At 73.3% G+C, this 21,224-nt stretch carries 23 protein-coding genes; 13 read left to right on the forward strand and 10 right to left on the reverse strand.

The window, feature by feature from the left end:
- Nucleotides 1–15: 15 nt before the first annotated feature.
- The 4 genes from JL106_RS05125 to sigK form a co-directional block, all read right to left on the reverse strand.
- The gene (locus JL106_RS05125) at nucleotides 16–888 is read right to left on the reverse strand and encodes a hypothetical protein (RefSeq protein WP_205259625.1); all 873 of its coding nucleotides are present in this window, start codon (nucleotides 886–888) and stop codon (nucleotides 16–18) included.
- Nucleotides 885–1,427: a SigE family RNA polymerase sigma factor gene (locus JL106_RS05130; protein ID WP_205259626.1), complete on the reverse strand. Its 543-nt coding sequence runs from the start codon at nucleotides 1,425–1,427 to the stop codon at nucleotides 885–887. The genes JL106_RS05125 and JL106_RS05130 overlap by 4 nt, the downstream gene beginning before the upstream one ends.
- Nucleotides 1,428–1,500: 73 nt before the next feature.
- The gene (locus JL106_RS05135; RefSeq protein ID WP_205259627.1) at nucleotides 1,501–2,313 is read right to left on the reverse strand and encodes an anti-sigma factor; all 813 of its coding nucleotides are present in this window, start codon (nucleotides 2,311–2,313) and stop codon (nucleotides 1,501–1,503) included.
- Entirely contained in the window at nucleotides 2,310–2,903 is a 594-nt protein-coding gene (gene sigK / locus JL106_RS05140; RefSeq protein ID WP_205259628.1) for an ECF RNA polymerase sigma factor SigK, read from the reverse strand. Before sigK ends, JL106_RS05135 begins: the two co-directional genes overlap by 4 nt.
- A gap of 190 nt (nucleotides 2,904–3,093) precedes the next feature.
- Here sigK and JL106_RS05145 point away from each other — a divergent pair, with 190 nt between their 5' ends.
- The 3 genes from JL106_RS05145 (at nucleotide 3,094) to JL106_RS05155 (ending at nucleotide 5,422) form a co-directional block, all read left to right on the forward strand.
- Nucleotides 3,094–3,906 (forward strand): HNH endonuclease family protein, encoded by an 813-nt coding sequence (locus JL106_RS05145; protein ID WP_205259629.1) that lies wholly within the window; start codon nucleotides 3,094–3,096, stop codon nucleotides 3,904–3,906.
- A 119-nt stretch (nucleotides 3,907–4,025) separates the two neighbouring features.
- The gene (locus JL106_RS05150) at nucleotides 4,026–4,208 is read left to right on the forward strand and encodes a hypothetical protein (RefSeq protein ID WP_205259630.1); all 183 of its coding nucleotides are present in this window, start codon (nucleotides 4,026–4,028) and stop codon (nucleotides 4,206–4,208) included.
- Nucleotides 4,209–4,312: 104 nt separating this feature from the next.
- Complete coding sequence (locus JL106_RS05155; protein ID WP_205259684.1) at nucleotides 4,313–5,422, forward strand: pyridoxal phosphate-dependent aminotransferase; 1,110 nt, start codon at nucleotides 4,313–4,315, stop codon at nucleotides 5,420–5,422.
- Between the two features lie 23 nt (nucleotides 5,423–5,445).
- On the opposite strand, the gene purD is transcribed toward JL106_RS05155, so the two are convergent.
- Nucleotides 5,446–6,705 (reverse strand): phosphoribosylamine--glycine ligase, encoded by a 1,260-nt coding sequence (gene purD, locus JL106_RS05160; protein WP_205259631.1) that lies wholly within the window; start codon nucleotides 6,703–6,705, stop codon nucleotides 5,446–5,448.
- Nucleotides 6,706–6,815: 110 nt separating this feature from the next.
- Here purD and JL106_RS05165 point away from each other — a divergent pair, with 110 nt between their 5' ends.
- Nucleotides 6,816–7,250 (forward strand): YdeI/OmpD-associated family protein, encoded by a 435-nt coding sequence (locus tag JL106_RS05165; protein ID WP_205259632.1) that lies wholly within the window; start codon nucleotides 6,816–6,818, stop codon nucleotides 7,248–7,250.
- Nucleotides 7,251–7,288: 38 nt separating this feature from the next.
- Here the strand turns inward: JL106_RS05165 and JL106_RS05170 are convergent, their stop codons facing one another.
- Nucleotides 7,289–7,918: a tautomerase family protein gene (locus JL106_RS05170; RefSeq protein WP_205259633.1), complete on the reverse strand. Its 630-nt coding sequence runs from the start codon at nucleotides 7,916–7,918 to the stop codon at nucleotides 7,289–7,291.
- Nucleotides 7,919–8,098: 180 nt separating this feature from the next.
- Here JL106_RS05170 and JL106_RS05175 point away from each other — a divergent pair, with 180 nt between their 5' ends.
- The 5 genes from JL106_RS05175 to JL106_RS05195 are packed head-to-tail and all read left to right on the forward strand — an operon-like array spanning nucleotide 8,099 to nucleotide 14,982.
- Nucleotides 8,099–11,041, forward strand: a complete 2,943-nt coding sequence (locus JL106_RS05175) for an AfsR/SARP family transcriptional regulator (protein ID WP_205259634.1) — start codon at nucleotides 8,099–8,101, stop codon at nucleotides 11,039–11,041.
- Between the two features lie 46 nt (nucleotides 11,042–11,087).
- Nucleotides 11,088–11,987, forward strand: coding sequence for a tryptophan 2,3-dioxygenase (gene kynA / locus JL106_RS05180; RefSeq protein WP_236006850.1), 900 nt, complete (start codon nucleotides 11,088–11,090; stop codon nucleotides 11,985–11,987).
- The gene (locus JL106_RS05185; protein WP_236006851.1) at nucleotides 11,984–13,237 is read left to right on the forward strand and encodes a kynureninase; all 1,254 of its coding nucleotides are present in this window, start codon (nucleotides 11,984–11,986) and stop codon (nucleotides 13,235–13,237) included. The genes kynA and JL106_RS05185 overlap by 4 nt, the downstream gene beginning before the upstream one ends.
- Nucleotides 13,238–13,269: 32 nt before the next feature.
- Entirely contained in the window at nucleotides 13,270–14,103 is an 834-nt protein-coding gene (locus JL106_RS05190; RefSeq protein WP_205259635.1) for a PaaX family transcriptional regulator, read from the forward strand.
- Nucleotides 14,104–14,151: 48 nt separating this feature from the next.
- Nucleotides 14,152–14,982 carry a maleylpyruvate isomerase family mycothiol-dependent enzyme gene (locus tag JL106_RS05195; protein ID WP_205259636.1) on the forward strand — a complete coding sequence of 277 codons (831 nt, stop codon included), beginning with the start codon at nucleotides 14,152–14,154 and terminating at the stop codon, nucleotides 14,980–14,982.
- Nucleotides 14,983–15,002: 20 nt separating this feature from the next.
- Here the strand turns inward: JL106_RS05195 and JL106_RS05200 are convergent, their stop codons facing one another.
- Nucleotides 15,003–15,629 (reverse strand): maleylpyruvate isomerase family mycothiol-dependent enzyme, encoded by a 627-nt coding sequence (locus JL106_RS05200; RefSeq protein WP_205259637.1) that lies wholly within the window; start codon nucleotides 15,627–15,629, stop codon nucleotides 15,003–15,005.
- A gap of 150 nt (nucleotides 15,630–15,779) precedes the next feature.
- Between JL106_RS05200 and JL106_RS05205 the strand changes: the two genes are divergently transcribed.
- Complete coding sequence (locus JL106_RS05205; protein ID WP_205259638.1) at nucleotides 15,780–16,073, forward strand: DUF4287 domain-containing protein; 294 nt, start codon at nucleotides 15,780–15,782, stop codon at nucleotides 16,071–16,073.
- Nucleotides 16,070–16,411 carry a YciI family protein gene (locus JL106_RS05210; protein WP_205259639.1) on the forward strand — a complete coding sequence of 114 codons (342 nt, stop codon included), beginning with the start codon at nucleotides 16,070–16,072 and terminating at the stop codon, nucleotides 16,409–16,411. The genes JL106_RS05205 and JL106_RS05210 overlap by 4 nt, the downstream gene beginning before the upstream one ends.
- 15 nt (nucleotides 16,412–16,426) lie before the next feature.
- Here the strand turns inward: JL106_RS05210 and JL106_RS05215 are convergent, their stop codons facing one another.
- Nucleotides 16,427–17,425 carry a hypothetical protein gene (locus tag JL106_RS05215; protein WP_205259640.1) on the reverse strand — a complete coding sequence of 333 codons (999 nt, stop codon included), beginning with the start codon at nucleotides 17,423–17,425 and terminating at the stop codon, nucleotides 16,427–16,429.
- Nucleotides 17,426–17,515: 90 nt separating this feature from the next.
- Here JL106_RS05215 and JL106_RS05220 point away from each other — a divergent pair, with 90 nt between their 5' ends.
- Nucleotides 17,516–18,085: an LOG family protein gene (locus JL106_RS05220; protein ID WP_205259641.1), complete on the forward strand. Its 570-nt coding sequence runs from the start codon at nucleotides 17,516–17,518 to the stop codon at nucleotides 18,083–18,085.
- Nucleotides 18,086–18,105: 20 nt separating this feature from the next.
- Here the strand turns inward: JL106_RS05220 and JL106_RS05225 are convergent, their stop codons facing one another.
- Complete coding sequence (locus JL106_RS05225) at nucleotides 18,106–19,395, reverse strand: adenylosuccinate synthase (protein ID WP_205259642.1); 1,290 nt, start codon at nucleotides 19,393–19,395, stop codon at nucleotides 18,106–18,108.
- Between the two features lie 127 nt (nucleotides 19,396–19,522).
- On the opposite strand from JL106_RS05225, the gene JL106_RS05230 reads away from it, so the two are divergent.
- The gene (locus JL106_RS05230; RefSeq protein ID WP_205259643.1) at nucleotides 19,523–20,206 is read left to right on the forward strand and encodes a hypothetical protein; all 684 of its coding nucleotides are present in this window, start codon (nucleotides 19,523–19,525) and stop codon (nucleotides 20,204–20,206) included.
- Nucleotides 20,207–20,233: 27 nt separating this feature from the next.
- Here the strand turns inward: JL106_RS05230 and ppk2 are convergent, their stop codons facing one another.
- Nucleotides 20,234–21,139 carry a polyphosphate kinase 2 gene (gene ppk2, locus JL106_RS05235; protein ID WP_205259644.1) on the reverse strand — a complete coding sequence of 302 codons (906 nt, stop codon included), beginning with the start codon at nucleotides 21,137–21,139 and terminating at the stop codon, nucleotides 20,234–20,236.
- Nucleotides 21,140–21,224 lie beyond the last annotated feature (85 nt).

Consider the following 21,224-nt stretch of genomic DNA (forward strand, 5'->3'; position numbering starts at 1 on the left):
CGACCAGGCGAGGACTCAGCCGGAGGCGGCGACCAGCGCGGCCGACGCGGCGACCAGGTGCTCGGGCGTGAACACCGGCTCGGTCAGCTCGGGCAGCCCGGTCAGGTTGACCCGCTGGTGGTCGAGCACCACCCACCGGGGCACGCCCGACGAGCCGGCCACGCTGTCGAACCGCTCGGCCACCTGCACCCCGTCGGCGTCATCGCGCAGCAGACACGGCTGCGGGTCGTCCGGGCACCCGCCTGGCGCCGCCGTCTGCACCACGACGCGGACCGACCCGCTGCGGTCCCCCACCCGGACGTCGAAGGTGGTGCCGACGAGGCTGCCGGCGTCGCACGCCACCCGGGCCGGAGCGGCGGGCGTCAGCGTGGCCGTGCCGTCCTGCTGCAGGGCGTCCACCACCGCCGCGGTCGCCGCCTCGTCCAGGCCGGTCGCCACGCACGACTCGTCGCCGGGCGGCAACGGGCTGCCGGTCGCCCAGCCACCCCGCGCCGCCATCGGCGCGGCCATGTCCGCCGCGGCGCTCGTCGCGGACGGCGCCAGCTCGGCCGACCCCGCAGCCCCCGACGCAGCCCCCGACGCTGCCCCCGACGCTGCCTCGGACATGGCCGATGCCATCGCCGCGCTGGTGGTCGCGTCCTGTGACCGGTCCGGGACGGCCAACGGCACGACCACCGCCGCGGCCACCACCACGGCCGCCGCCAGCCCGCCGGTCCAGGCCCAGCGGCGGCGGCGTTCCCGCTGCTCCCGCCGCACCGCGGCCAGCACCGTCATCGGGGTCACCGCCGACGGGGGTGCCGACTCGTCGGCGGCCAGGGCGGCCAGGGCCGCGCCCAGCGGGGCTCCCGCACGCCGTTCGTCGGGATCGGGTCCGGGCCGCTCCTTCATCGGTCGCCTCCCTGGCCGACCTGGTCGTCCGCCCGCGACGCGGTCACCGCGACCCGCAGCGCGGCCAGGCCGCGTGCGGTCTGCGACTTCACGGTGCCCTCGGAGCACCGCAGCGCCTCGGCCACCTGACGCACGTCCATCCCCTCGTAGTAGCGCAACACCAGCACTGTCCGTTGCCCCGGCGGAACCTCCTGCAGGGCGACCCGCAACAGGTCCCGGTCGGCGACCATCTCGGCCAGGTCCGGCTCGGACCCGGTCCCGCCGGGATCGGGTTCCGGCAGCACCTCGACGAACCGCTCCCGCCGCCACGGCCGACGCGACTCGTCCACCACCGCCCGGACCAGGCACGACCGGACGTAGGCGTCCAGCGCCGCGCGGTCCCGCACCCGTTCCCAGGCCCCGTAGAGCTTCACGAAGGCGATCTGGGTCAGGTCGTCCGCGCGGTGCCAGTCACCGCAGAGCAGGAACGCTGTGCGCCGGACGTGGTCGCGGCGCGCCGCCACGTACTCGGCGAACGCCGACTCCTGTTCCGGTCGCACCCGGCCCTCCCACTGTCGGTGAAGACGGACGGTAACCGGTGATCGGTTGCTCGGCACGAGCCCGGGTCTGCGGTCAGCCCGGGACGGGCGCAGTGAAGACGATCTCGTCGCTGGGCTGGGCCGAGCCGCCGTCGGGCTCCACCGACACCGCCACGGTGCCCTCGTCGGGCTGCAGCTCCACCGTCTGCTGCTGCGTCACCCCGCGCGACGCCGGGCCGAGCACACCCAGCGACCGCGGCGGCTCGTCCTCGGACAACGCCCACAGCTGGTACTGCTTTCCGTCCGGCAGCGCCTGGAACCGGGTGATGTCCAGCACCGCGCCACCACAGCTGCGCGAGACGGTCACCTGCATGCCGCCACCGCTGCTCGGTTCCAGTTCGGTCGCGTCGGTCGCGCTGACCACGCAACTGGTCAGTGCGGCCACCTGGTTGTCCGGATGATCGCTGCCGCTGAGCACCACGCCGAGCGCAGTGCCGCCGGCGATCACGACCGCCGCGGCCGCGGCGCTGAGCCACACACCGCGGCGGCGGAACCACGGGGTCTCCGGATCCGGGCGGCGGCGACGACCGGCCAGCTCCGTCGGCGGAGTGACCGGCGGGACCGGAGACACCGGCGACCCGGTGGCCGGCGGCTCCTGCGGGGTGTCGGCCAGCCGGTCGAACACCGCGGCCCGCAACGACGGCGGCGGGGTCCGGGCATCGAGGTCGGCCAGCCGTGCGACCGTGTCCAGGTGGCGGGCGTACTCGGCCGCGGCCTCGGGATCGCCGGCGACGGTCCGGCGGAAGGCCTCGGCCTCCTCGCCGCGCAGCGCGTGCAGCGCCATCGCGGCCGCGTCCTCGGCCAGCCGGTCCCCGCCCGGCCGGTCACTGCCGGTCGGCGCGCTCATGCCCCCACCTCCAGGCAGCCGCGCAGCCGGATGAGCCCGTCCCGCATCCGCGTCTTGATCGTGCCCAGCGGGGTGTCGAGCCGGCCGGCCACCTCGGGGTAGCTCAGGCCGCCGTAGTAGGCGAGCAGGATGGCCTCCCGCTGCAGCGCGGTCAGCGTCTCCAGGCAGCGGCGCACGGCCGTGCGCTCAGCCGTCCGTTCCACCGTCTCACTCACCGTGTCCACCTCCCGTTCCGTCATCACCGCGGCCGACCGTTGTTCCCGGTCGGACGACGCCTGGGCCGAGCGCACCCGGTCCACCGCCCGGGCGTGCGCGATCCGCAGGATCCAGCCCGCCGCCGACCCGCGGGCCGCGTCGAACCTGGCCGCCCGCCGCCACACCTCCAGCAGCACCTCCTGCGCGACCTCCTCCGCCTGGCTGGCGTCCCGGACCACCCGCAGCGCCATCCCGTAGATCCGGGGGGCGAAGCGGTCGTACAGCTCCTCGAACGCGCCGCGACCGCCGCCGGCGATCGCCTGCAGCAGGTCCTCGGCCGACGTGCCCGGCGGATCTCCGGCCGGGACGCCGGTGCGTCGTGGTGGGGGCGTCATGCCCCCATCCTCACCCGTGCCGATCTCCCCGTCCCGCATCCCCGGATGGCTTGGGGTGCCGGTCGGGACGAATCGGACGAGCTGCCGGTGATTCGGCCCACGGACCGGCGTGGATGGTTGGGACGGTGCCCTGGACGGGTGATCCTGGACGGCCGCGATCGACGAGGAGGAGTTCCGACCGGTGAGGCCCGTGCGCTGTGCAGTCCCCCGTCCGGGCGACGCGCGCCGGAGGTTGGCCGCGGCGCTGACGCTGCTGGTCGTCGGGACGGGTGGGTGCGCCTGGTTGCCGCCGACCGACCCGGCCCCGTCGGCCGGCACCGCGCCGGCGTCCTCCGCGATCGGCGCCGGCGTGTCGACCACCTCTGCCACCGGGGCGCTCACCGCCCAGGCCGCCCTCGAGGCCCTGCCGGTCAAGGGCCGGGCCCCGCGCACCGGCTACGACCGGGACGAGTTCGGCAGTGCCTGGACCGACGACGTGGACCTGCCCAGCGGGCACAACGGCTGCGACCAGCGGTCCGACGTGCTGCGCCGGGACCTGCGCGAGGTGGTCCTGAAGCCGGACTCGCGGGGGTGCGTGCCGCTGAGCGGGACCCTGCTCGATCCGTACACCGGCGACACCGTGTCCTTCGTCCGCGGTCCGGACACCTCGGCGCAGGTGCAGATCGACCACGTGGTCGCACTGTCGAACGCCTGGCAGACCGGGGCGCAGCAGCTGGACGAGCAGCGACGCACCGAACTGGCCGCCGATCCGCTCAACCTGATGGCGGTGCAGGGGTCGGTGAACCAGGCCAAGGGCGCCGGGGACGCCGCCACCTGGTTGCCGCCGGCCCGCTCGTCCTGGTGCGGGTACGTGGCCCGGCAGGTCGCGGTGAAGCGCAGCTACGGACTGTGGGTCACGCCGCCGGAGCAGGAAGCGATCGCCCGGATCCTCGACGGCTGCCCCGGGCAGCCGCTGCCCGGAGCCGACGATCCCGGCGTGGTCACCCCGGACCCGGCCACCTGAGGAACACCCGGACGCCCCGGACGGTGAATTCAGGGTGCCCCCCGAGGACACGACGGCCGGGCGACGGGCAGAGTGGACGGTGTCGCCGGACGAGGGTCCGGATGTTCCGAGGAGGAATGATGGACCGCTTCCTGAAGATCGTCGGCATCGTCGTGCTGGCCTTCGTCGCGTTCGCGATCGTGGGCAAGCTGCTGGGCTTCCTGATCTCGGCGGTGTTCTGGATCGCGCTGATCGCCGGCGGGGTCTGGGCCGTCACGGCCATCGCCAACAAGTCGCGCAACCAGGTCGGCCCGCGCCGCTGACCACCGTCCGGGGCGGGCAGGATGGGTGGGTGTCCGAGCGATCCGCCGACCTGGTCCCGCGCTTCTCCCGCTCCACCCGGTCCGGGGTGGCGCCCTTCCACGTGATGCGGGTGCTGGCTGCGGCGGCCCGCCGGACCGAGGCCGGGCTGCCTGTGTTCAACCTGGCCGCCGGCCAGCCGGCCACCCCGGCCCCCGAACCGGTGCTGGCCGCGGCCCGCCGCATGCTCGACGAGCAGGTGCTGGGCTACACCGACCCGGTCGGGATCGCGCCGTTGCGCCGGGCCATCGCCGCCCACTACCGGGACCGCTACGACCTGCCCGTGGATCCGGCGCAGATCGTGGTGACCACCGGATCGTCCGGCGGGTTCCTGCTCGCGTTCCTGGCCGGGTTCGACGCCGGCGACCGGGTCGGCCTGGCCCGGCCCGGCTATCCGGCGTACCGCAACATCTTGCGGTCGCTGGACTGCGAGGTGGTCGACCTGCCTTGCGGGCCGGACACCCGCTACCAGCCGACCGTCGCCATGCTCGACGGGCTGGACCTGGCCGGGCTCATCGTGGCCAGCCCGGCCAATCCGACCGGCACGGTGCTGCCTGAAGCGGAACTGGCGACTCTCGCCACCCGGTGCGCCGACCGCGGTATCCGGCTCATCTCGGACGAGATCTACCACGGCATCACCTATCCCGGCCCGACCACGGTCGCGACCACCTGCGCGTGGTCGACCGACCGCACCGGCTTCGTGGTCAACTCGTTCAGCAAGTACTGGTCGATGACCGGCTGGCGCATCGGCTGGCTGCTGGTGCCGGACGACCTGGTCGACACCGTGGACGCACTGGCCGGCAACCTGGCCATCTGCCCGCCGGCCCCGGCCCAGTACGCCGCCCTCGCCGCGTTCGACGCCACGGCCGAGTGCGACGGCCACGTGGTCGAGTACGCCGCGAACCGGCAGGTGCTGCTGTCCGGCCTGGCCGAGCTGGGCATCACCCGCACCGCCCCGGCCGACGGCGCGTTCTACGTCTACGCCGACGTCTCGGACCTCACCGACGACTCGGCCGTGCTGGCCCAGCGATTGCTGCACGAGGTGGGGGTGGCCACAGCGCCGGGCATGGACTTCGACCCGGTCGACGGGCACCGCTTCCTGCGGTTCTCCTTCGCCGGCAGCCGGGGCACGATCGTGGAGGCGCTGGCCGCGATGCGGGCGTTCCTGGGCCGCTGAGTGGACCGCCGGGCCGGTCTGACTCAGGCGGTGGGCAGGGCGATCTCGCCGCGGACCGCGGCGAGCGCGATGTCGGTGCGGTGCTGTGCGCCGCGCATGCCGACCGCGTCGACCAGCCGGTACGCCGTGTCCCGGGCGGCCCCCAGATCGGTGCCGGTGCCGACCACCGACAGCACCCGGCCGCCGGCCGAGACCAGCGCGCCGGTCTCGGACCGCGCGGTCCCGGCGTGCAGCACGCCGTCGGTCTCGGCGCCGGTGATCTCCTCGCCGGTGAGCGGGGTGCCGGGGTAACCGGCCGCGGCCAGCACCACGGTGACGGCCGCGCCGTCCCGCCAGCGCAGTTCGGTGCCGGCCAGGTCGCCGCGGGCGGCGGCGGTGAGCAGCTCGCCCAGCGGGGAGTCCAGCAGCTCCAGCACCACCTGGGTCTCCGGGTCACCGAAGCGGCAGTTGAACTCGATGACCTTGGGCCCGGTCGCGGTGAGCACCAGGCCGGCGTACAGCAGGCCGGCGAACGGCGCGCCCCGGCGGCGCATCTCGTCCAACACCGGCTGCACCACCGAGGCGATCACGCGGTCGGCCAGGTCGGCGGGTGCCCAGGGCAACGGCGCGTAGGCGCCCATGCCGCCGGTGTTGGGGCCGGTGTCACCGTCGCCGATCCGCTTGAAGTCCTGGGCCGGCAGCAGCGCGACCGCCCGCGTCCCGTCGCACACGGCGAACAGCGACACCTCGGGGCCGGCCAGGTACTCCTCGACCAGCACCGGGTGGCCGGCCGCCAGCACTGCGCGGGCGTGCGCGGTCGCGGCATCCGGATCGGCGGTGACCACCACTCCCTTCCCCGCGGCCAGACCGTCGTCCTTGACGACGAACGGCGACCCGCAGGCGGCCAGCGCGTCGGCGATGCCGTCGGGGTGGGTGACGGTCACGGCGGCGGCGGTCGGCACCCCGGCGGCGGCCATCACGTCCTTGGCGAACGCCTTGGAGCCCTCCAGCCGAGCCGCCGCGGCGGTCGGCCCGAACACCGGCACCCCAGCCACGGCCAGGGCGTCCGCGGCCCCGTTCACCAGCGGGACCTCCGGGCCGATCACGACGAGGTCGACCCCGAGCCGGACGGCCAGCGCGGCCACCTGGTCCGGATCGCCGACGACCAGCGGATGGGTGGTGGCCAGTGCCGCGGTGCCGGCGTTGCCCGGTGCGACGTGCAGGTCGGTGACCGCGGGATCCCGCCGCAGGGCCCGCAACAGGGCGTGTTCGCGGGCTCCGGAACCGATGACGAGGATGCGCACGGTCGATGACCCTATCGGCTCGGCGGGCCGCGGCCAGGGCCCTGAGCCAGGTCCTGACCTGCCGTTGCTACCGTCCCGATCACCGGCGAGGTCGCACGAGGGAGTCCAGGATGCCCACCTTCCGCACCACGCTGTTCCAGGACGGCAACAACGTCGGCATCGAGGTGCCGGCCGAGGTGGTCGAGGCGTTCGGCGCCGGCAAGCGGGTGCCCGTCCGGGTCACCGTGCAGCAGTACTCCTACGACTCCACCATCGCGGTGATGGGCGGCCGGTTCCTGATCCCCCTGGCCGCGTCCCACCGGAAGGCGGCCGGGGTGGCCGGCGGTGACGAGGTCACCGTCACGCTCGAGCACGACGCCGCGCCACGCAGTGTGGAGCTCCCCGAGGACCTGGCCGCCGCGCTGGTCGAGGCGGGCGTCCGGGACGCGTTCGACGCACTGGCTCCCAGCCGGCGCAAGGAGCACGTGCGGGCAGTGACCGAGGCCAAGGCCGAGGCGACCCGGCAGCGGCGCATCGTCAAGGTGGTCGAGCAGCTCGGGAGCTGAGGCCTGCCCGACCACCTGTCCGACTCCTGACCTGCGGATCAGCGCCGACCGCTGCCCGCGGGTTCGGTCGCCGGCTCGGGCCCCAACTGATCGATCAGTTGGCCGAACAGGCTGCGGACGTCCTGGCCCTGGCCGCGGGCCAGCGTGACGTATCGATCGGTGAGCCGGCGCAGGCGCTGCAGCCGGCTCTGGTCGTCACGGTCCCCGTCCATCTCCGGGGCCTTGCCTCCCGAACCCCAATCGTCGAAGTCGCCGGGATAGGCGGCCTGCAGTTGGGCGATCCAGGCGCCCTCGGCGGTGTCGTTGGCCGGCGGCATGAAGTAACCCGCCTCCATGATCCAGCTGTACGGCACCTCGTCGATCGAGACGACGACCTGGTTGGGCGCCGCACTGGTGACGTCGACGACGAGGTCGTAGCAGCGCTGGACGATCTGCTGACGGGCGACCTCGGAGCGTCCGTCGCGGATACTGCCGTGGACGATGATCGACGGAGCCAGCTCGCCGGCGGTGTACATGAGCCCGAACGGCACGGGCTGGAACACGATGCGGACGAACGGTTCCGGTGCGTTGGTCACGTCGTGGTGGATCCTGGTGATGCCTCGAGCGAGGCGGTCCCGCTGGGTGACGGTCAGCGGGAGACCGCAGTGGGCGACCTGGTAGATGGGCATCGGGTGCTCCTTGGGTGTGGCCGGGGCCGCTGGACGGTTGGTCCCGGCGTTCCGGCGAGGACGGCTCGAGCATCCGAGAAGTCGATCCGGTCCCGATCCAGTGCCTGTCCAGTCCGGCCGATCCAGTTCGAACGACGCTCGGGCGGGCCGGGCGCCCGGGCGCGGACTACCGTCGCTCGCGTGCGTGTCCGTGATCTCGGTCCTCTGCTCATCGAGCAGGGCGGGCGTGCGCAACCGGTGCTGGGCACCAAGGGTCCGGCGATGCTGGCCCTGCTCACCATCCACGCCAACGAGCACGTGTCGGTGGACGCGCTGACGGCGGCCGCCTGGGGCGACCACGCGCCAGCCGGCGTCGCCTCCACCCTGCTCTCCCACATCTGGCGGCTCCGTCAACTGGTGGAGCCCGACCGCCGCAGCGGTCGGCCCCCACAGGTGCTGCTCAACGACGCCGGCGGGTACCGGCTGGTGGGCACTCCGTCGACCATCGACTCGCTGTTCCTGGCCGAGACGACCGCTCGGGTCCGCGACGCGCTGTCCGCGGGTCGGCTCGATGCGGCACTCGGTCGGGCGGACGAGGCCCTGAGCCGGTGGCGCGGTCGTCCGTACGGTCGAGCCGCCGACGCGGACTGGGCCCGGCCTGCGGTGGCACGGCTCGACGAGTTGCGGGAGCACCTGCAGGAACGACGCATCGCGGTCCTCGTCGCACTCGGCGCGCTGGACACCGCCCTGTCCGACCTCCGTCCGCTGCTCGCCGCCTGCCCGTTCCACGAGACGCTCCGGGCGCTGCAGATGGAGGCGCTGCACCGCAGCGGTCGCACGGAGCAGGCTCTGGAGGCCTACCACGAGGCTCGGCGGACCCTCCTCGACGAGCTCGGCATCGAACCTGGCCGCGACCTGCGGGCGTTGCACCGCCGCATCCTCGATGACGACCCCGACCTGGCGGGCCCGCCGACGACGACCACCGCACCGATCACCGCGCGCGGACCGGGACCAGCGGAGCCGCCGGACGTCGCGCCGCCGCGGCCGTCGGCCGGAGTCCACCTGCCGTCGACCCTGACGCCGCTGATCGGACGGGATGCCGACGTGTCCCGGCTGGTCCGCCTCCTGAAGGACCAGCAGCTCGTCACCATCACCGGGCCGGCCGGGAGCGGCAAGACCCGGCTGGCCCTCGAGGTGGCCCGGACCGGTGCCGAGGCCTACGAAGAGGGTGTGTGGTTCGTCGACCTCGTCGGCGTCGACGACCCCACACTGGTCGTGGACGTCGTCGCGTCCACCATCGGTTTCGTCCCGTCGGCCGACGCGACCCCGGTGCAGGACCTGCGTCGCTACCTGACCGACCGACGGGTACTCGTGGTCCTGGACAACTGCGAGCACCTGCTGGCGTCGGTTGCGTCGATGGTGCAGGTGGTCCTCGACGATCCGCCCGACGGTGCCGTGGCCCGGATCCTGGCCACCAGCCGTGAGCGGCTCGGGGTGGCCGGCGAGGTCGGGTGGACGCTCGAACCGCTCGCACTTCCATTGCCCGGCGACGACCCGTCCGACCACTCGGCCGTGCAGCTCTTCCTGCAACGGCTGCTGGCGGCCGATCCCGGACTGGAGGTCGACGAGCGGACCATGGCCGCCGTCGTCGACATCTGCGTCGCCCTGGACGGTCTCCCGCTGCCGCTGGAGCTTGCCGCTGCCCGCGCTCCTGCGTTCTCACTGACCGAGATCGCCAGCCAGGTGCGCGCCGATCCCGGTCGACTGCGACGACCGGGCCGGGGTGGCCATGACCACCGGATCACGCTGCGCTCCACCATCGACCGGAGCTACCAACTGCTCACCGATGGCGAGCGGGCGGCGCACCGGCAGCTCTCCGTCCTGCCCGGCCCGTTCACGCAGGCCGCCGCGGCCGCAGTCCTCGACACCCACGTCGATGACGCCGGGGACGTCCTGGTCGAACTGGTCCACCGATCGATGCTCACTCGCGTCGGCGCGGACCATCCAGATCACCCGACGACCTTCCGGCAGCTCGTCACGGTCCGCGACCACGCACGCACGTCCCTGCGCACCATCGGGATGGCCGGCCAGGTCGAGCTGCGCCGCGATCACTTCATCACCGAGCTCATCGGCCGCCGGCCGCCACTGGGCACGACCGGGGAGCCTGCCTGGTACGACGCGCTCGACGACGATCACGCCACGGTGCGGGCCACGCTCACCCGTCGCCTCATCGAGTCACCGTCCGCGTCCGGTGAGCTGTTGGCGGCCCCGCTGAGTTTCTACTGGTACTACCGCGGTCGTCTCGTCGAGGCGACACGCTGGTTGACCCTGGAGCACGACCTGCGACGGGACGGTGACGCCCGCGACCTCGCCGTGACCCGACTGGCGTTGGCGGCGATCCTCACTCTGCAGGGCCGCCATCGGCAGGCTCGGCCCCACTTCGACGCGGCGCTCACCGCCCGACCCGCACGGGGCGACCCCCGGATCGACCCGATGACCGAGATGCTGGTCGGGGCCATGGCGGCCGCCTGGGTCACCGATCACCATGCCCTGCTCCTCGAGCTGCACCGGCACCTGCGGGCGCTGGCCGAGAAGACGGACACCGTCCACCTGCACCTGCTGGTGGACGCGGTCGACGTCCTGGCGCTGGCCGCGAGCGAACAGCGCGAGTCGGCGCTGACCCAGGCGGTGCAGGTCCAGCACCGGGCCGCCGCGGCTGGTGTCCCGATGGCGAGCTGGCTGGTCTCCGGCCCCCCATTGGCCGTCTCCCTGTTCTCCGGTCGGCCGGAGGAGGGCATCCCCTGGGTCGAGCGGTGCATGGCCGACCACTTCCCCTCCGGCACGGGCGCCGGCGGTGCCTTCATCGAGACCCGGGCGAACTTCGCCGCCCAGCAACGCGATCTCCGCCTGGCCGCCCGGCTCTACGGCGCTGCCCACGCCACCACCCGGCGGGTCGGCATGCGCTGGCCGTGGCGCGACCTGACGCTCCAGCTGATCGATGTCACCCGCGACGGCCTGCCGGACGGCGAGTTCGACGACCACTGGCGCGCCGGTCAGGATCTGACCCCCCTTGGCGTCCTCGACGGTCTGCGCCACGGCTGGACGGATCGAGGCGTTGCGAGCCCCACCGACGGCGCTCGGTGATTTCATATCCTTGACGGACGTCACGAACTTGATAGGATCCGAGGTCATGACGTCATCGACGCCCGAGACCGAGGCCTCGCTCCGTCCGGCCGAGCGCCCGTTGGAAGCGTCGATCCGGACCGACTTCTCAGCCGGAACGCCGTCACCGATGAGCTACGGCGACTACCTCGACCTGGACCGGCTGCTGTCCGCCCAGCACCCGCGCAGCTCCCCCGAGCACCACGACGAGATGCTGTTCATCGTCCAGCACCAGACCAGCGAGCTCTGGTTCAAGCTGGTGCTGCACGAGCTGATCGCCGCGCGCGACCTGATCGCGGCGGACGACCTGGCACCCGCACTGAAGTGCCTGGCCCGGGTCAAGCACATCCAGCGGGTGCTCACCGAGCAGTGGTCGGTGCTGGCCACCCTCACGCCGCGGGAGTACTCCCAGTTCCGCGGCGTACTGGGCAACGCCTCGGGCTTCCAGTCGTTCCAGTACCGCGCGGTGGAGTTCGTGCTGGGCAACAAGAACGCGAAGATGCTGCCGGTGTTCGACGCCGACCCGGCCGCCCACGAGCTACTGGCCGGGCTGCTCGCCACGCCGACCCTGTACGACGCGTTCCTGCACCTGGTGCACCGTCGCGGCTACCCGGTCCCGCAGGACGTGCTGGGCCGGGACGTGTCGCAGCCGTGGACGTTCCAGCCCGGACTGGTCCCGGTGTTCCGGGTCGTGTACGAGTCGCAGGACGCGCCGTGGGGGTTGTACGAGGCGTGCGAGAGCCTGGTCGACCTGGAGGACAACTTCCAGGCCTGGCGGTTCCGCCACCTGCGCACCGTGCAGCGGACCATCGGCTTCAGGACCGGCACCGGCGGCTCCTCGGGCGTCGACTTCCTGCGCCGGGCCCTCGATCTGACCTTCTTCCCCGAGTTGTTCGCCGTTCGCACCGAGATCGGAGTGCCCCGTTGACCAGCCCGTTGACGAGCCCGCGGTCGAGCGCCGCCGACATCACCGCACGGGCCGCCGCCCTCGACGCCGCCGATCCGCTGCGCGGCCTGCGCGAGCGCTTCCTCACCCCGGACGAGGTCGTCGCCTACCTGGACGGCAACTCCCTGGGTCGTCCGCTGCGCGAGACGCCCCGCCGGGTCTCCGATTTCGTCCGCGACGCGTGGGGGGGCCGGCTCATCCGGGGGTGGGACGAGCAGTGGATGGACGCACCCACCCGCGTGGGTGACCGACTGGCCGAGGTCGCGTTGGGCGCCGCGGCCGGCCAGACGTTCATCGGTGACTCCACCTCGGTGCTGCTCTACAAGCTGATCCGGGCCGCGATCGCCGCCCGGCCCGGCCGGCGCGAGATCGTCGTGGACCGCGACAACTTCCCCACCGACCGGTTCCTGGTCGAGGGCATCGCCGCCGAGTGCGGACTGGACATCCGGTGGGTGCCGAGCGCCGCGGACGCCGGCGTCCGCCCGCAGGACCTGGCCCCGCTGCTCGGCCCGGACACCGCCGTGGTCGTGCTGAGCCACGTGGCCTACCGGTCCGGCTTCCTGGCCGACGCCGCCGCGATCACCGCCCAGGTGCACGACGCAGGCGGCCTGATGCTCTGGGACCTGTGCCACTCCGTCGGCGTGGTGTCCACCGAACTGGACCGCTGGAGCGTCGATCTGGCCGTCGGCTGCACCTACAAGTACCTCAACGGCGGGCCTGGATCACCCGCCTTCGGGTACGTCCGGGCCGACCTGCAGGAGGAACTGCGGCAACCGCTGCAGGGCTGGATGGGCGCGGCCGACCCGTTCGACATGGCCGAGTCCTATCGGCCGGCCCCGGGCATCCGCCGGTTCCTGACCGGCACCCCGTCGATCCTGGCCATGCAGCCGATGCTCGGCATGATCGAGCTGATCGCGCAGGCCGGGATCCCGGCCGTCCGGGCGAAGTCGGTGACGCTCACCGAGTTCGCGCTCGACCTGGTCGACGAGCAGCTGGTGCCGTCCGGCGTCCGGCTGGCCAGCCCGCGGGACGCCGACCGGCGCGGCTCGCACGTCACCGTCGACCACCCGGCCTTCCGCGCGGTGACCCAGCGACTGTGGGACCGCGGCGTCATTCCGGACTTCCGGCCGCCGGACGGGCTGCGCATCGGCCTGTCCCCGCTCAGCACCAGCTTCGCCGAGGTGGCCGCCGGCATCGGTGCGGTGGCGACGGCGCTGCGCGAACTCGGATGAGCGAGCTCGCCACGACCGGAGGAGGGCCCTCCGTGCTGGAGGATCTCGACGCCCGGCCGGGCAGCGGCACGTCCCTGCTGCGCACCGTGATCGGGTTGGCGCTGCGCGACCTGGGCGGTTGGATCGCCACCCCGCACCTGCTGACCCTGCTGGAGGCGGTCGGGGTGTCCGCCGCGGTGGGCCGCACCACGGTGAGCCGCCTGAAGGCCAAGGGGGTGCTCGCCACTCAGCAGGTGGGCGGGGTGGCCGGCTACCGGGTGACCCCGACGGCGGAGGCGATGCTGCGGCGCGGAGACCGCCGGATCTTCGCCACCGGCCGCGCCGCGGCCGCGGACCCGTGGTGCCTGGTCGCATTCAGCATCCCGGAGTCCGAACGGGACCGCCGCCACCAGCTTCGCCGCCGGCTCACCGGGATCGGTTGCGGCACGGTGGCTCCCGGATTGTGGATCGCCCCCGACCGGCTCCGCCCGGAGGTGCGCGCGGTCATCGACGAGCTGGGTCTGGGCGAGCGCACCACGCTGTTCACCGGCGTCCCCGAGGTCGGCGGCCCGCTGTCCGACGCGGTGGCCCGGTGGTGGAACCTGCCCTCCGCCGCGGCCGCCGCCGGCGAGTTCCTGGCCGCGCACACCGGCGACGATCCGGCCGCCGGGACCGGTGTCCCGGACGGGCCGGCCGCGTTCGCGGTGCTGGTCCGGGCGGTCGACCGGTGGCGGGTGCTGCCGTACCTCGATCCCGGGCTGCCTGCCGCCTTGCTGCCGGACGGGTGGCCGGGGATCGCCGCGGCCGAGCTGTTCGGCCGGATCCGCGCCGGGTGCGCCCCGGCGGCGGCTGCGTGGGTGCGCTCGGTCGTCGCGACCGGTCGGTGACGTCGGGTCGGTGATCTGGCCGACACACGCACGCGTCACCATGTCCGGATGAGATCCGTCGACGCGGCCGCGACCGTGGCCTCCGTGCTGCCCACCGAGCGGTACCTGACCGCACTGCGCGCCGAGGTCGACCTCATCATCGATGCGCTGGCCGGACGGGACGGGCAGCCGCCGGCGCTCCGCTCGGCCGCCGTACCCGGCTGCCCCGACTGGGACGTCCTGCAGCTGGTGGCCCACACCGGTCGGGTGCACCGGTGGGCGGCGTCGGTGGTGGCCCAGGCGCTGCCGACCCGGCCGCACCGCCAGGACGTGCCGCCCGAGCTGGACGATCCGGCCGACCTGCCCGACTGGTTCGCCGAGGGCGGGCAGGAACTGCTGCTGGCGCTGGCCGACGCCCCCGAGGACGTGCAGGCGTGGCGGCTGTTCGACTTCCCGCTGCCGGCCCGACTGTTCTGGGCCCGTCGGCAGACGCACGAGACGGTGGTCCACCGGGTCGATCTGCAGGCCGCCCGCGCGGAACGCCCGCTCACGGACGCGGAAGCGCAGATCCCCGACGATCTCGCCCTGGACGGTGTCGACGAGCTGCTGTCGCTGTTCGCCACGTCGCCGCGCGCCGGGCTGCGGACCACCACCCCCGCCGTCATCACGGTGGCGCCGGACGGCACCGACCGCACCTGGTCGGTGCGCACCGGCCCGGACACCGCACCCGAGCTGATCACCGACGTTCCAGCGCCCGACCTGCGGCTGTCCGGTTCACCGGCGGCCGTGTACCTGGGCCTGTGGAACCGCCTGGGCGGGGCGGACGGGACTGGCGACGGACTGCGCGTCGAGGGCGACGTCGACCTGTGGCGACAGTGGCGGGCGACCGTGCACGTCTGAGGGATCGCTCTCCCGGTGGGTCAGCACCGGTGCCGCAGGACCGGGACGCCGGGCCCGGCCAGATCGTCCACTGCGGCGACGCGGCCGGTCATCGCCATGATCAGCGACAGGGTGGGTCCGATGACCACCGGTCCGCGACCGGTGGCGAACGGGCCGTCGCTGGCCTGCAGCTCCAGCCCGGCCACCCGGCGCCGGGCGACCACCACCTGATCCGTGCCCGCGTAGTGGGCGGCTACCCGGGTCAGCGTGTCGATCGGGTGGTCCCCGACGAGGCCCAGCGGGCGGCGGATGTCGGTCCCGTGGACCACCACCTCGCCGAGCAGCGCGAGCTTCGGCAGCGGCGGCGCCGTCGTGCTCGTCACGGTGGCGCAGAACCGGCGCAGCGTGTCCGCCCCCGAGTCGCCGAGCTGCTCGGCCAGCCGCATGGCCACCTGCCGGTCGAAGTCGAAGCGGCAGCGGATGACGCCGGCCAGCCACCGCGGTCCGCTCAGCACCCCGCTCACCGTGAGGTGGGCCACCGCGTCCCGGACCGTCCAGCCGTCGCACAGCGAGGGAGTGGCCCAGTCCGGTTCGTCGAGGTGCCGCAGGTCGTCGGCGAGGGCGGCCCGTTCGGCGTGGACGAGCGTCCACAGGTCGGCGTTGCTCATGAGTCGGCGGTCGGAGGCATGGTCCATGATCACTCGACCGGCCCCTGGGACCGGAATCATCGGCGCGTGGTGGGGTGACGGTCCGACCGATGAATCGGCCCACGCCCGGCAGTCGGACCGACGACCGCACCACCACCTCAGGAGGACACCGTGTCGTTCCAGGCCTACCTCGACACCGTCGAACGCAAGACCGGGCGCATCCCGCAGGAGATCGTCGACGCGGCGCACGCGCAGGGGTTCGGCGCCGACACCAAGGCGGGGGAGATCCTGGCCTGGCTGAAGACCGAGTACGACCTCGGCCGCGGTCACGGCATGGCGTTCGTGCACGTGATCAAGCAGGGTCCGCAGATCAGTGAGCGGCACGTCGGGACCGACGGCGTCCACCGGGACGAGTCGAACCTGCTGCGACTGGACGGACTGGCCGCGCGGAACGCGGCGCAGTGACCAAGTACCTGATCTCCTTCCCCAGCGGGGTCATGGACGCCACCACGGCGGAGATGCCGGCCGTCTCGGACGCCGCCCACGCCGTGGTCCGGGAGGCCAGGGCCGCCGGCGTCTGGGTGTTCGGCGGTGGCATCGACGAGGGCGTCCCGCCGGTGCTGGTCGACGGGGACGGCACGGTGACCGAGGGCACCTACCCGCAGACCGCGCGCATCGAGGGTGGCTACACCGTCCTGGACGTGCCGACCCGGGACGAGGCCGTGCGGTGGGCGGCGAAGATCGCGGTCGCCTGCCGGTGCCCGCAGGAGCTGCGCGCGTTCATGGTCGACCCGGAGAGCTGACCGCCCAACGACGGCTCAGTCGGTACGGCCGGTGATGCCCACGGGAAGTCCGCTCGGGGTGATCAGCACCCGGTCGGGGGGGGGGGGGGGGGGGGGGGGGGGGGGCCCCCCCCGGCGGGGGGCGGGGGGGCCCCCCACCGGCCAGGCGGGGGCCCGGGGAAGTCCGCTGGGGGTGATCCGCCCCGGGTCGGCCAGCGGGCGCTCGAGGTGGATGTCGACCGCCCGCTGGCCGGCGGCGGCGTCGCACACGTCCGGCATGTCGCGGAACTGTTCGTTGGGCACGCCCACCGCCCGGACCACGACGACGCGTTCGAACTCGGTCGCGCCGCCGGAGTAGTCGTTGCCGCACGGTCCGCTGTCGGCCGGGACGTTCCCGATGAAGCTGAGTCGGACGGTGCCGTCGGCGAGCACCTCGGCCGAGGTGGCAGGGGACGACGGATCGACGTCCGGGAACGTCTCGACGGCCAGGAACTCCGCCGGATCGACGGCCACCTGCTGCAGCCGCACCTCGGTGCCGGCCACCGTGAACTCCCAGCCGGGCACGGTGGTCGGGCCCAGCACGGTCACGACCTCCATGTCGACCGGCATCGGGTCGGTGAGGGTCAGCGGGGCGCAGCCATCGCCGCACCCTCCCTGACCAGCCCGCATCAGCTCCACCGTCTCGGCCGCGGACAGCACCCGCATCACACGGCTGCTCGATCCCAGGGCGATCGACCGCGGCGCGGGGTCGACAGCCGAGGCGGGGTCCTGCAGGGTGTACGCCCCGTCCAGGGACGCCTGCTTCTCCTCGCCGTCCGGCCAGTCACCGAGCTGCTGGAGCTGGAGATCGGTGATCAGCAGCGGCGGGCCCTCGAGGTCGTCGAGCGCGAGATCCCAGGCCCGAGCGGCGTCCTCGGCCGTCCAGGGGCCGGCGCCCACCGGGGGCGTCACCGTGACGACGCCGTCCCCCGCACCGGCGCACCCGGACAGCAGAGCCAGCAGCGACACCGTCCACACCGCGCCCAGCCGCCTCATCGGCCGATCATGGACGACAGCGCGGTCGTCCGCACGTCTGAGACGATGACCCGCCCCGCCGTCCCCCTCGTCACCGCCCCGGAGCGTCCCGTGCGCCGTCTCGCCGTCTTCATCGCCTCGTCGAACGGGCACGACCCGGCGCACGCCGCCCTGACCGCCGAGGTGGGCGCGGAACTGGCCCGGCGCGGCATCGGCCTGGTCTACGGCGGTGGCCGGGCCGGGCTGATGGGGGTGCTGGCCGACAGCGCGCTGCGGGCGGGCGGTGAGGTCATCGGCGTCATCCCGCGGAGCATGGTCGAACGGGAGTGGATGCACGACGGGGTGAGCGAGCTGATCGTGTGCGGGTCGATGCACGAGCGCAAGGCGATCATGGCCGACCGCGCCGACGCCTTCGCCGCCCTGCCCGGTGGGCTGGGCACGCTGGAGGAACTCTTCGAGGTGTGGTCCTGGCGTCAGCTCGGGTTCCACGCCAAGCCGGTCGGGTTGCTGGACGCCGGCGGGTTCTGGACGCCGCTGCGGGACGCCCTGCGCGGCATCGTGGACGCCGGCTTCCTGGCCGGCGCCACCCTGCAGGACCTGGCAGTGGCGCCCGATCTGCCCGGGCTGCTGGAGGCGCTCGACGCGCGCGTGCAGTCCACCGCACCGCCGGTCAAGGGCTGACCCGCACCGGCCGACCGGAGTCAGCCCAGCACGTCGTGCAGCACGATGGTCTGGTCGCGACCCGGACCGACGCCGATCGCGGAGATGCGGGCCCCGGCCAGCTCCTCGACCCGGCGCACGTACGCCTGCGCGTTGGCCGGCAGCTCGTCGAAGGTGCGGCACCCCGAGATGTCCTCGAACCAGCCGGGCAGGTACTCGTACACCGGCACCGCGTGGTGGAAACCCGTTTGCGTGAGCGGCATCTCGTCGACCCGCTCGCCGTCAACGTCGTAGGCCACGCAGACCGGAACCTGCTCCATCGAGGAGAGCACGTCCAGTTTGGTCAGGAAGTAGTCGGTGATGCCGTTGACCCGCGTGGCGTAGCGGGCGATGACGGCGTCGAACCAGCCGCAGCGGCGGTCCCGGCCGGTGTTCACGCCGACCTCGCCGCCGGTCGTGCGCAGGTAGTCGCCCCACTGGTCGAACAGCTCGGTCGGGAACGGCCCCGACCCCACCCGGGTGGTGTACGCCTTGAGGATGCCCATCACGGCGGTGATCCGGGTGGCGCCCAGCCCCGCGCCGACGGCCGCGCCGCCCGAGGTCGGGTTCGACGAGGTGACGAACGGATAGGTGCCGTGGTCGACGTCCAGCAGGGTGCCCTGCGAGCCCTCCATCAGCACGTGCTCGCCGCGGATGATGGCCTCGTCCAGCAGCAGTCGGGTGTCGGCGATGCGGTGGGCGAACCGCTCGCCCTGCGCCAGCACCTCGTCGACGATCCGCTGACCGTCCAGCGCCTTGCGGTTGTAGACCTTGACCAGGATCTGGTTCTTCAGCTCGAGGGCCGATTCGACCTTCTGCTGCAGGATCGACGGGTCGAGCAGGTCCTGCACCCGGATGCCCAGCCGGGCGACCTTGTCCTGGTAGGCCGGGCCGATGCCGCGCCCGGTGGTGCCGATCTTGGCCTTGCCCAGGTAGCGCTCGGTGACCCGGTCCATGGCCACGTGGTACGGCATGACCAGGTGCGCGTCTGCGCTGATCAGCAGCCCGGAGGTGTCGACGCCGCGGGCCTCCAGCTCGTCCAGCTCGGACAGCAGCGCCTCGGGGTTCACCACCACGCCGTTGCCGATGACGTTGGTGACGCCCGGCGTGAGGATGCCGGACGGGATGAGCCGGATGGCGAACTTCTGCCCGTCCGGCAGCACCACGGTGTGACCGGCGTTGTTGCCGCCCTGGTACCGGACCACCCACTGGACGCGCTCGCCGTACAGGTCGGTGGCCTTGCCCTTGCCCTCGTCGCCCCACTGGGCGCCGATCAGGACCAGAACGGACATGGCACACTCCCCACCGTGCGCACACCCGGGCGGGCGGTGCGCAGTCGTCGTCACGTCGGCGCGATCCCGACGGCGGGAGCGCAGCACGACGGACCCGTCATCGGACGGGCCGTGAGAAGGGTAGTCGGTGCCGCAGCTGAGTGTGGTGATCTGCGCCGGCGCCGATCCGGGAGCCGAAGACGGGCAGTTCGACGAGTTGCCCGCGGTGACCGCCGTGCACCGGGTCGGGCCGCGGCCGAGCAAGCAGATCGACGCCCTGCTGACCGGGCGGGTGCTGGTGGTGGGCGACGACGCGGACCTGGCCGCGGTGGTGCTCCGGCTGCTGCGCCGGGACCGGCTCGGCGAGGTCGAGGTCGCCTACCGGCCGGCGACGACGACGCCGACCACCCGGTTGTGGCGGCTGCCCGCCGGACCGGTGACCGCGACCGCCCTGTCCGGCCTGGCCGCGGCGCCGGCGGTGCCGGTGCCGTTGGTGCGGGACGACAACGGCGGCGTGCTGCTCGGCGCCGGCCGGGTCGAGCCGGTGCGGGGCGCCGCGTACGTGGACGAGCACCGGGTGCTGGGCGGGGACGCCCGCCGGCTCGAGGTGGTGCCCGACGCCGAGCGGGGCGTGCGGGTGACGGTGGTCCGCCGCGGCCGGTTGCCGTGGACCGAGCGGTCGACCGTGACGGTCGGACGGGCCGTGCAACTGGGCACCCAGCCCGCCACCGTCACCCGGGACGGGATCGAGTACCCGCGCCCGATGGACCGGTGGACCTGGTACCGGCACACCGCGCCGTTGCTGCTGGTCAGCCCGGCCGGCGCGCCCTGATCGGTCACCGGCCGGGCCGGCAGGACGTCAGCGCTGCTCCGGTGCGTCCAGGTTCGCGGCCGAGCCGACGATGAGCGGATCGGGCTGGCCGATCGAGTCGATGTCCTTGTCCGTGTACGGCAGCTGCGACAGGACGTGACGCAGGGCGTTGACCCGGGCGCGCTTCTTGTCGTTGCTCTTGATCACGGTCCACGGCGCGTACGGCGTGTCCGTGTTCGCGAACATCGCCTCCTTGGCCGCGGTGTAGGAGTCCCACCTGTCCAGCGAGGCCAGGTCGGTGGGGCTCAGCTTCCACTGCCGGATGGGGTCGATCTCGCGGATCATGAACCGGGTGCGCTGTTCGTTCTGGGTCACCGAGAACCACAGCTTGATCAGGTGGGTGCCGCTGTCGGTGATCAGCTGCTCGAACGCCGGGGCGTCGCTGTAGAACGCCTCGTACTCGTCCCGGCTGCAGAAGCCCATGACCCGTTCCACGCCGGCCCGGTTGTACCAGGACCGGTCGAACAGGACGATCTCGCCGGCGGCCGGGAAGTGCGACACGTAGCGCTGGAAGTACCACTGGGTCCGCTCGCGGTCGGTCGGCTTCTCCAGCGCGATGACGTTCGAGCCGCGCGGATTCAGGTGCTCGGTGAACCGCTTGATCGTGCCTCCCTTGCCGGCGGCGTCCCGGCCCTCGAAGACGATGATCAGCTTCTGACCGGTCTCCTTGACCCAGCGCTGCAGCTTGAGCAGCTCGATCTGGCATGCCCGCTTGGTCCGGTCGTACTCCCCGCGGGTCATCCGGTGGTCGTAGGGGTAGTCCTCCCGCCACGTCTCCACCGGGGTGCCGTCCGGCCGGACCAGGACCGGATCGTCGTGGTCGGAGTTGTCGACCGTGTACCCCGACGCGTCGACCAGGCTGAACCGGGTCGGCGCGTCCTCCAGCTGCGTCATGCGCTTCTCCCCCACACCCCTGCCAGCGTCTGCGGGTCCACGCTAGCCCGCGGGACCAGGCCGATCAGCGGCTCCGAGCGACTCG

This window comes from Nakamurella leprariae (assembly GCF_016918035.1).
GTDB classification, from domain to species: domain Bacteria; phylum Actinomycetota; class Actinomycetes; order Mycobacteriales; family Nakamurellaceae; genus Nakamurella; species Nakamurella leprariae.

Bases quoted from the DNA above. Each gene is read 5' to 3' on its own strand.
- JL106_RS05125 (WP_205259625.1), bottom strand. From the start codon at position 888: ATGAAGGAGCGGCCCGGACCCGATCCCGACGAACGGCGTGCGGGAGCC.
- JL106_RS05135 (WP_205259627.1), bottom strand. From the start codon at position 2,313: ATGAGCGCGCCGACCGGCAGTGACCGGCCGGGCGGGGACCGGCTGGCC.
- sigK (WP_205259628.1), bottom strand. From the start codon at position 2,903: ATGACGCCCCCACCACGACGCACCGGCGTCCCGGCCGGAGATCCGCCG.
- JL106_RS05150 (WP_205259630.1), top strand. From the start codon at position 4,026: ATGGACCGCTTCCTGAAGATCGTCGGCATCGTCGTGCTGGCCTTCGTC.
- JL106_RS05155 (WP_205259684.1), top strand. From the start codon at position 4,313: ATGCGGGTGCTGGCTGCGGCGGCCCGCCGGACCGAGGCCGGGCTGCCT.
- JL106_RS05165 (WP_205259632.1), top strand. From the start codon at position 6,816: ATGCCCACCTTCCGCACCACGCTGTTCCAGGACGGCAACAACGTCGGC.
- JL106_RS05170 (WP_205259633.1), bottom strand. From the start codon at position 7,918: ATGCCCATCTACCAGGTCGCCCACTGCGGTCTCCCGCTGACCGTCACC.
- kynA (WP_236006850.1), top strand. From the start codon at position 11,088: ATGACGTCATCGACGCCCGAGACCGAGGCCTCGCTCCGTCCGGCCGAG.
- JL106_RS05195 (WP_205259636.1), top strand. From the start codon at position 14,152: ATGAGATCCGTCGACGCGGCCGCGACCGTGGCCTCCGTGCTGCCCACC.
- JL106_RS05200 (WP_205259637.1), bottom strand. From the start codon at position 15,629: ATGAGCAACGCCGACCTGTGGACGCTCGTCCACGCCGAACGGGCCGCC.
- JL106_RS05215 (WP_205259640.1), bottom strand. From the start codon at position 17,425: ATGAGGCGGCTGGGCGCGGTGTGGACGGTGTCGCTGCTGGCTCTGCTG.
- JL106_RS05225 (WP_205259642.1), bottom strand. From the start codon at position 19,395: ATGTCCGTTCTGGTCCTGATCGGCGCCCAGTGGGGCGACGAGGGCAAG.
- ppk2 (WP_205259644.1), bottom strand. From the start codon at position 21,139: ATGACGCAGCTGGAGGACGCGCCGACCCGGTTCAGCCTGGTCGACGCG.